10 protein-coding genes and 1 tRNA gene are annotated in these 15,446 nt (G+C 40.6%); 10 read left to right on the top strand and 1 reads right to left on the bottom strand.

The annotated features are described in order from the left end of the window. Positions 1-58: 58 nt before the first annotated feature. The 7 genes from ACFEL9_RS04515 (at position 59) to ACFEL9_RS04485 (ending at position 5,888) form a co-directional block, all read left to right on the top strand. The gene (locus tag ACFEL9_RS04515) at positions 59-400 is read left to right on the top strand and encodes a phage holin family protein (RefSeq protein WP_385886504.1); all 342 of its coding nucleotides are present in this window, start codon (positions 59-61) and stop codon (positions 398-400) included. Then, complete coding sequence (locus ACFEL9_RS04510; protein WP_385886502.1) at positions 393-827, top strand: hypothetical protein; 435 nt, start codon at positions 393-395, stop codon at positions 825-827. Before ACFEL9_RS04515 ends, ACFEL9_RS04510 begins: the two co-directional genes overlap by 8 nt. Before the next feature lie 125 nt (positions 828-952). Beyond that, a tRNA-Ala gene (locus tag ACFEL9_RS04505) sits at positions 953-1,026 on the top strand. Between the two features lie 665 nt (positions 1,027-1,691). Further along, entirely contained in the window at positions 1,692-2,753 is a 1,062-nt protein-coding gene (locus tag ACFEL9_RS04500; protein ID WP_385886501.1) for an aldo/keto reductase, read from the top strand. Between the two features lie 33 nt (positions 2,754-2,786). Beyond that, complete coding sequence (locus ACFEL9_RS04495; protein WP_385886499.1) at positions 2,787-3,803, top strand: zinc-binding alcohol dehydrogenase family protein; 1,017 nt, start codon at positions 2,787-2,789, stop codon at positions 3,801-3,803. A 41-nt stretch (positions 3,804-3,844) separates the two neighbouring features. Further along, positions 3,845-4,180, top strand: coding sequence for an L-rhamnose mutarotase (locus tag ACFEL9_RS04490; protein WP_385886498.1), 336 nt, complete (start codon positions 3,845-3,847; stop codon positions 4,178-4,180). A gap of 52 nt (positions 4,181-4,232) precedes the next feature. Then, entirely contained in the window at positions 4,233-5,888 is a 1,656-nt protein-coding gene (locus tag ACFEL9_RS04485) for an alpha-L-fucosidase (RefSeq protein WP_385886496.1), read from the top strand. 143 nt (positions 5,889-6,031) lie between these two features. Here the strand turns inward: ACFEL9_RS04485 and ACFEL9_RS04480 are convergent, their stop codons facing one another. Next, a complete protein-coding gene (locus tag ACFEL9_RS04480; RefSeq protein WP_385886495.1) occupies positions 6,032-6,703 on the bottom strand; it encodes a helix-turn-helix domain-containing protein in 672 nt (223 codons plus the stop codon). 684 nt (positions 6,704-7,387) lie between these two features. Here ACFEL9_RS04480 and ACFEL9_RS04475 point away from each other — a divergent pair. The 3 genes from ACFEL9_RS04475 (at position 7,388) to ACFEL9_RS04465 (ending at position 15,446) form a co-directional block, all read left to right on the top strand. Next, positions 7,388-7,822: a cupin domain-containing protein gene (locus ACFEL9_RS04475; protein WP_385886493.1), complete on the top strand. Its 435-nt coding sequence runs from the start codon at positions 7,388-7,390 to the stop codon at positions 7,820-7,822. A gap of 298 nt (positions 7,823-8,120) precedes the next feature. Next, a complete protein-coding gene (locus ACFEL9_RS04470; protein WP_385886491.1) occupies positions 8,121-12,230 on the top strand; it encodes a hybrid sensor histidine kinase/response regulator transcription factor in 4,110 nt (1,369 codons plus the stop codon). 360 nt (positions 12,231-12,590) lie between these two features. Beyond that, positions 12,591-15,446: a TIM-barrel domain-containing protein gene (locus ACFEL9_RS04465; protein WP_385886490.1), complete on the top strand. Its 2,856-nt coding sequence runs from the start codon at positions 12,591-12,593 to the stop codon at positions 15,444-15,446.

Below are 15,446 nucleotides of genomic sequence, written 5' to 3'. Positions count from 1 at the left end.
TAAATTACTGAAGCAGGGTTTATGATCCTGCTTCAGTCTTTTCAACTCCTGCACGCAAATGGAAGATCTCAAAGAAAAAACGGCTGATCTTGCCGATCACATAGAAGGCCTTGCTGATACTTTTTATCGGCTGACGGTTGTAAAGGTTACACAGCGAACCTCGGATATCGTATCAGGTGCTGTAGTGATGATCGTAATGTGTGCACTGGGTCTGTTCGTTCTTCTGTTTGCCGGTTGTGCCCTTGCCTGGTGGCTTGGCAATCTTGTTCATAGCAGGGTGGGAGGGTTTTTATTGGCTGCCGCCTTCTTCTTATTAGTCATGCTGATAGTAGCTTTGATTCGTAAGAAAACCATATTACCCATGATCAGGAACATGATTATCCGTAAAATGTATGACTAAGCCTATTCGCACATATGAGGACCTGATGGAGGAAAAGGAAAGACTCAATCAACTCCTGGCGGCGCAAAAGGAATTGGTGCGGCAGGATTTTATTGAAATCAAAGAAGAATTAGCTCCGGTCAGATCGGCCATATCCATGGTAGGTAAATTCGCTACAAAGGATAACCGGAACTTTCTATTGACAACAGCGGCTGATACAGTAATTGAGCTTGTTGTCCGGAGAATGGTGCTTGCAAAGGCAGGCTGGTTTACCAAGCTGGTCGTCCCATTCTTCATGAAAAACTTCTCTTCTCACGTTATTGCTGACAATAAAGACAAAATCCTCGACAAACTCTCAACGTGGGTTGGTAAGAAAAAAACCAATGGAAAAAGTGACGTTGAATTTGAAAAGATGAAAGAACCTCCCGACACCGAGGAAGAAGATTAATTCCCTTTACACAAATCGTTCAAATCCCTTATTTTTGCTGCCCGCTTTGGAGTTTAACCAGGGCGTCCCGATGACATCGGGACGGTCACTGAATTAACAGGTAGTAAATTGCTCTTATGTATTTTGGGGGTTTAGCTCAGCTGGCTAGAGCGTTTGCATGGCATGCAAAAGGTCACCGGTTCGACTCCGGTAATCTCCACTTCACCGGACAACGTCAAATTTTTGAAGAGTTGTCCGGTTTTTTGTTGGCTGAAACCCTTGCCGGCAGTATCAGCCGAACTGCCTCGTTAATCCAGGTAGTTCGACTTTTCTCTTTCGAAAAAAATAAGTTTTCTGGCAAAATCGAACTGGATAGTTTTCGCTTGATGGTAGCATCTGCTTTTTATAAAAGAGGCTTATGTTGGAAAGCAAGTCAATAGCATTATTTACATTAGCCTTGTTCAAGTTTTAATTTTTTCCTGCCTGGTTGAAGACAAATCTTTCGCCTCCATCAATATAATAAATCCGGAAGCAGGACTGATTACATTTAGATAGTTCCACTTTTCATTCAGCTTAACATAGTCTATGCAATGACGAGAATTATCTCCAGGAATTTTTTTGCTCCTTTCTAAAAATTAAAGTTCCAAAAAAGTCGGATTTGGACAAAACAAAGTCTTTTTAGCGCAATTAAAAATGGAAGGCCGGAGAATAAATTTGTTATTAAGTAGTTCCATTTCATCATCACGCATTGCCATATGAATACACCACTTCCTAAAAACGTAGCAACAACCAGGGCTTCTAAAACAGGATTCGCATTTATTTTAGTGATTTCGTTATTCTTTTTAACAACCCTGGATATCTCAATTGAAAAATCAAGAATAAAAAATGAAAGCGCATTTTAAGCAGGAAGCAAAGAAGATTGCTGCCTTACATCTTCCGCCCGTTATTTTTGGAACCAGTGGTTTAGGAAATTTATTTGTTGCTCTTGAAGAAGAAGAGAAGCTGAATATAGTAAGTGAATGTGTCCGTTTGTCGAAAGGAAAAGTGGTATTTGATTCGGCAGGAAAGTATGGCGCCGGTCTGGCATTGGAAACACTTGGAAAATGTCTTAAACAATTAAATGTTGAACCGGAAAACGTTGTTATCAGTAATAAGTTGGGTTGGGTTCGTACGAAGCTAAAAACAAAAGAGCCAACTTTTGAACCCGGTGTTTGGAAAAATTTAAAACATGATGCTGTTCAAAAAATAAGTTACGATGGCATCATGGAATGTTTCGAGCAAGGTAATGAACTGCTCAATGGATATGTTCCTCAAATGGTTTCTGTTCACGACCCCGATGAATATATGGCTACAGCAAAGGGCTATGCTGATTCAGAAAAATTGTACGAAGATATTCTCGATGCATACGAAGCTTTGTATGATCTGAAGAGACAAGGAAAAGTGCAGTTCATTGGCGTTGGTGCAAAAAACTGGAAAATTATAAAGCGAATAGCGACAGATGTAAAATTAGATTGGATCATGATTGCCAACAGCATGACGATTAAAAGCCATCCACAAGAGTTGTTGGATTTTATTACAGAGATGGAGGGAAAAGGAGTTTATGTAATTAATTCTGCTGTGTTTCATTCCGGCTTTCTTGTAGGCAGTGATTATTTCGATTATCGGCTGATTAAAAAAGATGATTCGCAAAATGATGCATTGTTCAAGTGGAGAGAACAATTTTTTGAAACATGCAATCAGTTTAATGTGAAACCCGCAGAAGCCTGTGTGCAGTTTGCATTAAATGTCCTCGGGGTAAAAAGTATTGCATTGAATACTACACATGCCAGCCGAGTAAAAGAAAATATAGACATGGGCAATGCCATTATTCCGGTTCAGTTTTGGAACGAAATGAAAGCTGGAAAATTAATTGAGGTTAATTGCCACCAGTTGCTTCAGCAACTTTGAACATAATTCGTTTTAAATTTTTAAGGAAGAAAAATGAAGACTTTAGTGTGTGTAAAACCCGGCAGCTTTGAATATGTTACCGGGGAGCAACCAGAACCAGGATCCGGACAGGCCATTATAAAGATCAAAAGAATTGGTATTTGTGGAACTGACCTGCATGCGTTCGAAGGAACACAGCCATATTTTGAATATCCACGCATTTTAGGTCATGAACTTTCAGGCGAACTCGTTGCAGTTGATGATGCTCCCGGTTTTAAGATTGGAGAGGCCGTTACCTTCATTCCATATTTCTATTGCGGAAAGTGCATTGCCTGCCGGTCAGGAAAAGAAAATGCTTGCGTCAATATAAAAGTCTGCGGTGTTCATCAGCATGGCGGCATGGTGGAATACCTTTCTGTTCCTTCTTATTCTTTAATACATGGTGAAGGACTAAACTTTGATGCATTAGCTCTTGTAGAACCTTTAGCTATTGGTGCACATGGTGTGAGAAGAGCAGGCGTGGCAAAAGATGAATTTGCTCTGGTGATTGGTGCAGGCCCTATTGGATTGGGAACGATGGAATTTGCACGAATTGCAGGAGGCAAAGTGATTGCGCTCGATGTTAATAATGAACGGTTGAAGTTTTGTAAAGAACGGCTAAAAGTTGAGCATGCCATTAATGCAATGGACGCTGATGTTGTACAACAATTAAAAACAATCACAAACGGTGATATGCCAACAGTTGTGATCGATGCTACCGGAAATTTAAAAGCTATCAATAATGCTTTTCAATACATGGCTCATGGAGCCAGGTATGTTTTGATTGGACTGCAGAAAGGAGAGATCTGTTTCAGCCATCCGGAATTTCATAAACGGGAGGCAACGCTCATGAGCAGCAGGAATGCAACGAGAGGAGATTTTGAACATGTGATCGCCTGCATGAAAAGGAAGGAAGTTGATCCAACCACTTATATTACGCATCGTGTTTCTTTTGATCGGGTGAAGGACGAATTTGAGGGATGGCTCAATCCGGTGAATGGCGTGATCAAAGCAATGGTTGAAATGCCTTAACCAATTCCAATAATTATTCATTCATAATAAAACTGCATATAATGAAAAGGTACTGTTTGGCTGTTGACTTAATTAACGATCCGGAAATAATTGCTGAATACGAAAACTGGCACAAGAAAGAAAATGCATGGCCCGTGATTACAGAAAGTATTACCGATTCAGGTATCACCAACATGGAAATTTATAGAACAGGTAACCGGTTGTTCATGATAATGGAAACAGATGATAGTTTCAGCTTCGAACGAAAAGCAGCCATGGATGAAGCCAATCCTAAAGTGCAGGAGTGGGAACAATTAATGTGGAAGTTTCAACAACCATTGCCCTGGGCAAAAAAAGGAGAGAAGTGGATATTGATGGATAAGATCTTTCAATTGTAATTACAACACTGGTAATTACAACAAACTTTTATAAAACTTACAACTTGCAAATATGAAACGAAGAACATTAATCAAAGGAATGGCCGCTACTTTGCCATCCTTATGGTTATCACGGGCATTGGGTAATAATTTTTTGAGCGAATACAATTTGGAATCAATAGCCAAAGGCCCTTTTAAACCTACATGGGAATCGTTAGAAAATTATAAAACGCCTGAGTGGTTTCGTGATGCCAAGTTTGGAATGTGGGCACATTGGGGCCCTCAATGCCAGCCGGAAGCAGGCGACTGGTATGCAAGAAACATGTACGAGGAAGGATCAGGGCAATATAAATTCCATCTTGAAAAATACGGGCATCCTTCAAAATTTGGATTTAAAGATGTGGTCAACGAATGGAAAGCACAGAATTGGAATCCTGACGAATTAGTGAGTTTGTATAAAAATGCGGGTGCCCAGTATTTTATGGCCATGGCCAATCACCACGACAATTTTGATTTGTACGATAGCAAGTATCAAAAGCATTGGAACGCTACCAAAATTGGCCCTAAGAAAGATTTGATTGGCGGTTGGGCAAAGGCAGCAAGGAACAATGGACTTCCCTTTGGCGTAAGTATTCATGCATCACACGCATGGATCTGGTATGAGTTGGCGCAAGGTGCAGATAAAACCGGTCAGTATGCAGGCATTCCTTATGATGGAAAACTTACAAAAGCAGATGGCAAAGGAAAATGGTGGGAAGGATTGGACCCGCAAGAATTATATGCACAAAATCATCCGTTGAGCCCCGGTGGTTTAAAGGGTAATTTCACCGAGCAATGGGATTGGGGCAATGGTACGTATCCGCCCACCAAAGCATACATCGAAAAGTTTTATAACCGCACTATAGACCTTATCAATAAATACAACCCTGATGTCGTTTATTTCGACGATGACCAACTTCCGTTCTGGCCTGTGAGTGATGCAGGCTTGCGCATAGCCGCACATTTGTACAACAAGAGCATTAAAGAACATGGAGAACTTCGTGCAGTGCTCAATGGAAAAATGTTAAATGAGAATCAGCGTAAAGCTATGGTATGGGATATTGAAAGAGGACAGGCAAACGAAATTCAACCACTGCCATGGCAAACCGATACTTGTATTGGAGGTTGGCATTATGCCCGTGGAATTTATGATCGCGACGGTTACAAAACAGCAAAGACGGTCATTCAAACTTTAGTAGATATTGTTAGCAAGAATGGCAATTTAATGTTGAACATACCTGTTCGTGGTGATGGTACCATCGATGAAAAGGAAAGAAAGATCGTTGAAGGAATAGGTGCGTGGATGAGGGTAAATAGTGAGAGCATTTATGGTACAAGGCCATGGAAAATATTTGGTGAAGGACCTGCACAGGAAGCATCAGCAAAACTTAGCAATCAAGGGTTTAACGAAGGGAAAGGAAAGCCATTTACTTATGAAGACATTCGCTTTGTTATAAAAGGCGATGTGCTGTATGCAACGGCAATGGGTTGGCCGCAAGATGGAAAGCTTGTCATAAAAAGTCTGGCAAAGAACAGCCAGCATTTTCCGAAAGAAATTCAAAAAGTGGAGTGGTTACCGACAAGTCAATCATTAACCTTCGAACGAGCCGGGAAGGGGTTGGTGGTTGCTCTGCCTGAAAAAACTTCTGATGAATTGACCTATGCAAATGTGATTAGGATTCTTTCATAGGAAGTCGATGTTGCTTTAATTGACCAGAATAGTATCACCTTAAAGTTGTCTCCTGATCATTTAGACGGTTATATCCGTTATTCGTTTTGCCGAAATATAGCAAGTAAACGAAAAAGTTATCCGGCATCGTTCCAATGAAATCGTCAGGCGTTCGTTGATCGTTGCGCCTTGCGATACTGATTGGGCGTGGTTCCCGTCAGTTTCTTAAATACTTTTGAAAAATAGGGGAGACTTTCAAATCCGGTAGCATCGGCAATTTCCGTATATGGCATAAGAGTAGTCGTTATCAGGTATTGCGCTCGTTCGATCCTTTTCTGGTGAATATATGTCAGGGGTCGCTCGCCCGTGTACTCCGCAAATTGCCGGGAAAAATAATCCGGATGTTGGTTGGCCCGCTGAGCCAGTTGAGCTACTGTTAATGGATCCCGGAGATTGAGCTGAATAAAAGATATCGCCTCCAAAATTTTTGATGGGATGACCACAGGCGTCTTATTTTCAAACTGGTTACTATCGACAAAGCGGGCGATCAGTTGCAATAGTATACCCTGTGTTTCGAGATAATTGGCCATATTTTGGCGGTTGTTTAGTTCTTCATATTCCTTATAATAAATATTCTTCTCGTATACTTTTGGATTATCTGAACGATTAATACCCCTTCCGGGATTGATTTGCAATAGTCTTTTTACATTGGCAACGTCAGTGTCGGTGGCTTTGACCTGGATTAATGTCCGGTTGTTATGAAAAAGGGATATGCCGGTGGGTGAATCTTCGAAAAAATGAATAAAATATTGGCCCAGGTATGCCGGACATTTCATATTACAAACGGTGAAACTCGGAATAATATAAAGATGCCCTGGTCTAAGGATTAGTTTTTTTCCTTGACCGGAGATATATCCTTCTCCTTCATCAATCAGATAAATGCGGTAATATGGACTTAACACATTACAGTAATTCCAGTGTGTATCAAGCTTTGCATAATTTATATGCAGAAGAGAAAAGCTGTGTTTTAATAGTCGCCTGTTCATAAACAATCACTGACTGAAACTCCGGTACCAGGTCGGATTTGTGTAAAATAAAGTCTTTTTCATGGATTGGCTGAGAGACGATAAAAGATAATTTTGTTTAAAGGGATCGGCTAACGCATTTTCCCCGGAGAATTGTCGTGCATATGATTGAAAAGCAACACACCATGTTTGCGTTTGGGCATAATACTTCTTTATTTTACTTACGGAGTCGTGATAGCGACCCAATTTTAATTCCTCATTTAAAAATATATTCGACACTTTTGCTGCGCAGGCAACGCATGCCCTGGAGAGAGCTCCTTCTGAACTTTATACTATTATTTTTTCTGTTGCCAAACTCAAATATTAAACATTATGAAGTTCAAATGCCCGAAATTGGACCAACCATAGAAAATTACTCTTGTGACCCTATTCACAGGAATGGACTTTGATACCCGACTATCGAACATCAAATACAATAATTTTCAATCAAAAAAAATGACCAGAATATTCATATTCCTCGTTTTCTTCATTTACGTTGGAAATATCTACGCTCAACATACAGAACACCATTCAGTTTCACCAAAAAATAAGGTAAAAGAATTATCTTTTAAAGCTGTATTAGAGGCTCAGTTAAGTGATGATATGCTTAAAGATTATTCCATGCAAAGCACGCTGATGACCGTTCCGGCGGGTTTTGTTGACTCAGTAGCACACCGGCATGATGCTGATTTGTTTGGCTATGTTATAAAAGGTAAAATAGTTGTTGCATTGGAGGGAGAAGGGGCGAAGACCTATGGGGAAGGGCAGATGTTTCATGAAACAAAAAACATATTGCATACGCGTTTGGAAAACTTAAATTCAAAGGCTACGGCAGAAGTGTTACTGATATTTATAATCAAAAAGGGAGCGAGTTCGTACATTAAGGAATAAATTTTATTGAGCTTTTCCATGAAATTTTCATCTCAATGAATTGATTCTTGCTGCAAAAGTTTCCGCCGGATAAGGGAAAAAAGAGGCTGCCTCGAATACGAGGTAGTATTTTTGATTTTACGGCGATTCAAAGCCATTTAAAACTTCTCCGTTTAAAATGATGTACTTGAGTTGAATCCCATTAGGAAAATTCGATAATCCCTCTCATTTTGTTAACTTGTTCCGATTTTTGCATGAATATAAATCCGGGCAACTATGTTAAAGACTGCAAAATTTTTCCAAAGCTAAAATCGATTTGATGCGTTTCCCAATTTGGATTGTGCTGATATTGCTTTCGCTTTCTGCTTTTGCTCAAAGTACCCACTATAATTTTTCAAAGTTAGACACCTATACCGGTCTTTCACATAACCAGGTCATCGCCATACTGAAAGATTCGGACGGCTTTGTATGGTTTGGTACCATGTCTGGCCTCAACCGCTATGATGGATATTCCTACCGGATATTTCGTAAAAATTACAATGACAGTTCATCGCTATTGGATAATAGCGTCCAGTCTCTTTATGAACTTCCCGATGGAAGGATGTGGGTAGTGACAATGGGAGGGGTCTGTATTTATAATTCACATACAGAAAACTTTGATGCTGATTATTATAGCTATCTTCAATCTCTCGGTTTGCCGTCGGGGCCGATAACCAATATTGCAAGAGGAAGCAACGGGAGATATTGGTTTCTTTACGACAACGCTGATCTGTACTTGTATTCCGCTACAGATAAGAAAGCAAAATCTTTCAGGCAGAACTCCGGCTTGAATAGTTCCGGGAAAATTGTTTCCATTAAAGAAACAAGGGATGGGAAATTATGGCTGCTGTATGAGAATGGATTTTTGCAGCAGTACGATATAAATTTAAACAAGCTCATTTTCTCCAGCGCTACGTTGCAAAATTTGAGCAAAGCAAATAATTATATTTATTTTTTTGTAGACAATGACGGAGACATCTGGCTCTGGGGCGTCAATAACGGCGTTTTTCTTTTTCAGCCACAGTTTAATTTGATCAGGCAGTTTAATGAAAATTCATTTCCCTCAAGATTAACCACGAACCTCGTAACTCAGGTGGTTCACGATAACAACGGCTTGATTTGGGTGGCAACGGATCATGGAGGTATAAACCTTATTGACAAACGACACAACTTCAGCATTAGTTATCTTCTCAATGATCCCAAAGATCCAAGGAGCCTGAGTCAAAATAGCATAAGAGCAATGTACAAAGATGATAATGGAATTATCTGGCTGGGAACTTATAAGCAAGGGGTTAATTATTTAAACAGTAACATAGTGCTGTTTTCGCTTTATCGTCACCAGGAGTCTAATGCAAAGAGCCTTCCCTATGACGATGTCAACCGGTTTGTTGAAGATAAATCCGGTAATATCTGGATTGGGACCAATGGTGGGGGATTGATTTTTTTTGACCGTAAACAAAATACATTTAAACAATACCTGCACGATCCAAACAACAAAAACAGCCTTAGCAATAATGTAATCGTAAGCCTCTGGCTAGATCATGAGGGTATTCTTTGGATAGGAACCTATTTCGGTGGCCTCAACAGCTTCGATGGAAACAAGTTCACACATTACAGGCATAATGATAATGACTCTTTGAGCCTGTCGAATGATAATGTATGGGAAATATTGGAAGACCGGGAGCAGAATTTATGGATCGGTACCTTGGGCGGCGGATTGGATATTTTCGACAGAAAGACAAACCGCTTTAAACATTACCAATCCAAGGGAATACCGCAAGATCCTTTGCCCTCCAATTATATTTCTTCCATTCTGCAGGATAAGAAAGGCAATTTATGGGTTGGTACATCCGGGGGAGTTACCATTTTTGAAAACAATAAAGCCACCCGCGTCTTTTACAAGGACAACAATGATAAAAACAGTTTAAGCAACAATAATGTAATCTGTATTGCAGAAGACAGCAAAGGAAGAGTCTGGGTAGGTACCCGGGAAGGTTTGAATTTGTTTAATGAGCAAACAAAAGGATTTCAAACATTTACTACAGCAGATGGGCTGCCCGATAATATGATTTTGAATATTATTGAAGACAATCATCAGACACTTTGGCTTTCTACACCTAACGGATTATGTAATGCTATTCCGAAGCAAAACAAAAACGGTCTTGTTTTTTCGATCATTAGTTATGATGAGACGAACAATCTGCAGAACCGCGAATTCAATGACAATGCAGCGCTCAAAACACGGGCAGGCGAACTGATTTTTGGCGGCCCTTCGGGTTTTAATATTATTAATCCGGATAAAATTCTAAAACCTGTTTATCGTCCGAAAATTGTTTTTACCGGTTTGCAGATATTAAATAAAAGTGTTGAACCGGGAGAGTTGATCAATAACCGTGTGCTGCTGCAACAATCATTATCCCGGCTTCAGAGTATTGATCTGAAATATAAAGAAAATGTTTTTTCCATTGAGTTTGCTTCGCTTGATTTTGACCATAGCAACCGCGATAAATATGCGTACATGCTCGAGGGATTTAATTCAGAATGGCTGTATGCCGATGGCAACCTGAGAAGAGCCACCTATACAAACCTTGACCCTGGCCATTATACTTTGAAAGTAAAAGTTTTAAGTTATAACGGGGAGTGGAGTGAAGAAAAAGAGCTGCGCATAAATATTGCCCCTCCGTTTTGGCGAACCCCCATTGCTTATATTATTTATGCATTGATCGCCATAGGATTGTTTTTACTGGCCCGGCGCATTACATTAGACAGAATACACATGCGCTTTGAGGTAAAACAACAACGCAGGGAGGCAGAAAGAGCTCATGCGCTGGAGCAGTTAAAAACAAAATTTTTTACCAATGTAAGTCATGAATTCCGCACGCCTTTAAGCCTCATCATTTCTCCATTGGACAAGATCATTAAGCAAACAACAGATGAAGAGCAGAAAAAGCAATTGAACCTGGTGCAGCGTAATGCCAAACGCTTACTGAACCTGGTAAACCAACTGCTCGACTTCAGGAAGATGGAGGTACAGGAAATGAAATTGCATCCCGCAATTGGTGATATTATCTGGTTTAGTAAAGATATCAGCCACTCCTTTATGGACATTGCAGACAAGAAGAATATCCGGTTTTCCTTCTCATCTAACATTGACAGTCTCGAAATTTATTTTGACAAGGATAAAATTGAAAAGATTTTATTCAACCTGCTTTCAAACGCTTTCAAATACACACATGATAATGGAGCAGTGAGCATCAGCCTCGTGTATAACCCGCCGGCCAATAATGAGGGTGATGGAACGCTTGCTATAGAAGTAAGGGATACGGGGATTGGAATTCCGGCCGATAAACATGAAAAGATCTTCGAACGGTTCTTTCAAACAGATGTCCCTGAAAGCATGGTGAACCAGGGAACCGGTATTGGCCTGGCCATCACCAAAGAGTTTGTAAAACTGCATAACGGTATTATAACCGTAAAAAGCGAACCGGAGCAGGGTACCTGTTTTACAGTGTTACTTCCTGCGAAAAAGATATATGAGGCTTCAACCCAACCTGCAACCATCCCCGTACTGGCAGAGGAAACGGAACAAATAAAATTTGAAGAAAGCCAAAGGGGTGGCAAGAAAAAAACGATAATAGTGGTGGAGGACAATGAAGATATTCGCTTTTATCTGAAAGACAATCTGAAGGGACAGTACCATGTTGAAGAAGCCACGAACGGAAAAGAAGGTTGGGAAAAGATAAAATTGTTGAATCCTGATCTTGTGGTAAGCGATATTATGATGCCCTTAATGGACGGAGTTGAGTTAGCGAGGAAAATTAAAACCGAAACGCTGACGGCCCATATCCCCGTCATCCTGCTTACAGCCATGGGAAGCGAAGAAAAACAACTGGAAGGCCTAAAGGCCGGTGTGAATGATTATATCACCAAACCCTTTACTTTTGAAATCCTTGCGTCACGCATCAGGAATTTGCTGGCTCAGCAAAAATTATTGCAGAAGAGGTTCCAAAAGCAAATTGAGGTCAACCCCGGCGAAGTAACTATAACGCCTGTTGATGAGAAGTTCCTGAAGCAGGCGTTGGAGGTGGTTGAAAAAAACATGGATAACCCTGATTTTTCCGTGGAGGATTTTAGCCGTGATATGTATATGAACCGAGTAACCCTGTATAGAAAGATCCTTTCAATAACCGCCAGGACGCCAATTGAGTTTATCCGTTCTATCCGTTTAAAAAGGGCTGCCCAATTGTTGGAGAAAAGCGGGATGTCGGTTGCTGAAATTGCCTACGAAGTAGGATTCAACAACCCGAAGAACTTCACCAAAGCGTTTAAAGAAGAATTCAAGGTTTTGCCTTCGCAATATATTACCGTTCAAAAACCAAAGGACGCTTAAAGGTTGCCTCAGTTGGCAAGGCTCATCAACATCAATTATTATTACATTATTAGAGGTAGTTCGGGTTCGCTAATACCGCTCCGGTACGCCGAATGTCTATTGACAAAATAGCATATGGATTGGTATTCAATAACAAAAAAGCCTGACCTGATTTTTAATGATAAATTCAGAGTGCTACCTTCTCAATATAATACCAATAGGCAAGACAATAACACCTGACAGTCCCCGTGTTTGAACAAAGTAAGATGAAAATCACCTTTTTGCAACATTATAAGCCCTTATCTGCAACATTTGACCCCCCCGTTTAGGGAGGTGTAGCGGTAGTTTTACCCCATTGTTTCAAGTGAAAGATTGCTTTATATGGAAAAACGACTGCTGCTGCTTTGTCTCCTGCTTGCCTGTGTTTTTAATGTCTTATTGGCAGAACCCCCAGCGTACATTCAGACAAAAGACGGCGTTATTGTGTTTACTGACCCCGTTTTTACCGGCACTGCCAATGCCGTTAAACTTGAGGTGGTGTCAGATAATATTATAAGAGTAATCGCGGCACCCGGAAAAAAAATTGATTCTACGGAAAGTTTAGTCGTCGTCTACAATAAAAGGTCTGATATCATTTGGAATGTTATTCCTTCAAAAGATAGGCTGACTTTAAAAACAAAGACCCTTTCTGCCGTTATCAATCTCAAAACAGGAGTGGTTTCTTTTTGGGATACAAATGGCAAAAAAATAGTAGATGAAAAACCAATTGCAGGACGCAGTTTTCAGCCCGCCGTATTTGATGGTAAACGTTATTTTAATCTTACGCAAACCTTTCAAACAACTTCCGATGATGCATGGTATGGGCTCGGCCAGCACCAGGATGGGGTTTTGAATTACCGTGGTCAACAAGTCACCTTCTTCCAGAACAACACAGAAGTGGCCATTCCATTCCTTGTCTCCAGCAAAAATTATGGAATCCTTTGGGACAATTATTCGCTTACAAAAGCAGGGGATGTAAGACCGCTTCATCCACTTTCTTCACTTCAGCTTTTTTCAAAAAATGGGGAAGCCGGATGGCTTACGGCTTCTTATGCCAACGACAAACAAAAAAACCGGGACATCATTACCGAAAGAGCGGAAACAGCCATTGACATGGAATTCCTGGGTGAATCAAAAATTAAACTACCCCAGGAGTTTAGGCCTGAAAACGGAATGGTAACATGGGAAGGCAGTCTTGCCAGCCATCTTTCAGGACTTCATCAGTTGCGTTTTGTATTTGGCGGTTCGCTAAAAGTTTGGCTGGATGGAAAATTGGTATTGAATCACTGGCGAAAAGCATGGAACCCTGCCCCTGCATTGATCCCTCTCCATTTAAAAAAAGAAGGAAAAACAACGATCAAAATTGAATGGATACCTGAAGGCGGCGAATCCTATATTTCTTTGAAATGGCAGGAACCGTTGAGTGATGAGGAACTGAACAGTTTTAGTTTTTCATCAGAAGCCGGCCAGCAGGTTGATTACTATTTTATCTATGGTAATAACATGGATGAAGTGATCTCGGGTTACAGAACGCTGACAGGCAAAGCGCCGATTGTTCCAAAATGGGCATTGGGTTTTTGGCAAAGCAGGGAAAGATATAAAACACAGCATGAAATTCTTGCCACTGTGGACGAGTTCAGGAAAAGAAAAATTCCAATAGACAATATTGTCCTGGACTGGAGCTATTGGAAAGAAGCAGAATGGGGCAGCCAGGATTTTGATGAAACACGCTTTCCTTCGCCGGATAGCATGATTGATGTATTGCACAAAAAATACAATACACAGATCATGATCTCTGTGTGGCCAAAATTTTATGAAGGAATTTCAGCATATAATGAATTTGATAAAAAAGGATGGCTCTATAAAAAGAATATCGCTGACCGTCAGCGAGACTGGATCGCCAAAGGTTATGTCTCCACGTTTTACGATGCCTTCAATGAAAATGCGAGAAAAGGTTTCTGGGACCTGATCAGCAAAAAAATATATAGCAAGGGGATTGATGCCTGGTGGATGGATGCCAGCGAGCCAGACATTCTTTCCAATGTTGATCCTGAAAAAAGAAAACTACAGATGTCGCCAACGGCATTAGGCAGTGCGGCAGAATATCTCAATGCTTATCCTTTACAAAACGCAAAAGGAATTTATGAAGGGCAACGATCAACCGATCCGGATAAAAGAGTTTTTCTTTTGACACGGTCTGGTTATGCCGGTTCTCAACGTTATGCTGCCGCAATATGGAGTGGAGACATTGGTTCTACATGGATTGACATGAAGAACCAGATTTCTGCAGGAGTTAATTTCTCTATGTCAGGGCTTCCTTACTGGACAATGGATATTGGCGGATTCGTGGTGCCACAAAAATTTGAAAAACCGGATGCCGAGAGTTTGGAAGAATGGAGAGAACTAAATACCCGCTGGTACCAGTTTGGTGCATTTGTTCCGTTGTTCCGTTCGCATGGACAGTTTCCCTACCGGGAGATATTCAACATAGCTCCCGATGATCATGCCGCCTACAAAAGTTTTCTTTACTATAATAAACTGAGGTACCGCTTACTTCCTTATATCTATTCACTGGCCGGTGCAGCCTATCATGATAATTATACCATCATGCGGGGACTGGCAATGGACTTTGCCAAAGACACAGCGGTATTGAATATCGGTGATCAATACATGTTCGGCTCGTCGTTGCTCATCAATCCCGTTTATGAATACAAGCAAACAAGCCGTGAAGTGTATTTACCAAAGAGTGCAGGCTGGTATGATCTCTATTCTGGCAAATGGTATGCAGGCGGTCGAAAAATAGTAGCTAATGCTCCTTATGAAAAACTACCCGTATTTGTAAAAGCCGGTTCAATCATTCCTTTCGGTCCCGAGTTACAATACACGTCCGAAAAACCGGCTGATACAATTACACTCAACCTTTACACCGGTGCCGATGCTTCTTTCAACCTGTATGAAGATGAAGGAACCAATTACAATTATGAAAAAGGAGCTTTCTCCATCATTCCAATAAAATATAGTGAAGCAGTAAAAACATTGACCATTGATAACCGAAAAGGATCATTCAATGGCATGTTGCAGAAAAGGATTTTTCGTATCAACATCATCTCACCCGCTAAAACTAAGAGTTTGGATTTTACTGCAAGCTGCGACAAAGAAATAACCTATGAAGGAAAGAATTTAACGATCAAGTTTTAG

This window comes from Terrimonas alba (assembly GCF_042434975.1).
GTDB lineage: Bacteria > Bacteroidota > Bacteroidia > Chitinophagales > Chitinophagaceae > Terrimonas_B > Terrimonas_B alba.
Note: the sequence above shows the minus strand (reverse complement) of the source record. Positions and strands in the feature narration are given on the sequence as shown.

Excerpts from the sequence above, each read along its gene's own strand:
- ACFEL9_RS04515 (WP_385886504.1), top strand. The coding sequence starts at position 59 with ATGGAAGATCTCAAAGAAAAAACGGCTGATCTTGCCGATCACATAGAA.
- ACFEL9_RS04510 (WP_385886502.1), top strand. The coding sequence starts at position 393 with ATGACTAAGCCTATTCGCACATATGAGGACCTGATGGAGGAAAAGGAA.
- ACFEL9_RS04500 (WP_385886501.1), top strand. The coding sequence starts at position 1,692 with ATGAAAGCGCATTTTAAGCAGGAAGCAAAGAAGATTGCTGCCTTACAT.
- ACFEL9_RS04495 (WP_385886499.1), top strand. The coding sequence starts at position 2,787 with ATGAAGACTTTAGTGTGTGTAAAACCCGGCAGCTTTGAATATGTTACC.
- ACFEL9_RS04490 (WP_385886498.1), top strand. The coding sequence starts at position 3,845 with ATGAAAAGGTACTGTTTGGCTGTTGACTTAATTAACGATCCGGAAATA.
- ACFEL9_RS04485 (WP_385886496.1), top strand. The coding sequence starts at position 4,233 with ATGAAACGAAGAACATTAATCAAAGGAATGGCCGCTACTTTGCCATCC.
- ACFEL9_RS04480 (WP_385886495.1), bottom strand. The coding sequence starts at position 6,703 with ATGAAATGTCCGGCATACCTGGGCCAATATTTTATTCATTTTTTCGAA.
- ACFEL9_RS04475 (WP_385886493.1), top strand. The coding sequence starts at position 7,388 with ATGACCAGAATATTCATATTCCTCGTTTTCTTCATTTACGTTGGAAAT.
- ACFEL9_RS04470 (WP_385886491.1), top strand. The coding sequence starts at position 8,121 with ATGCGTTTCCCAATTTGGATTGTGCTGATATTGCTTTCGCTTTCTGCT.
- ACFEL9_RS04465 (WP_385886490.1), top strand. The coding sequence starts at position 12,591 with ATGGAAAAACGACTGCTGCTGCTTTGTCTCCTGCTTGCCTGTGTTTTT.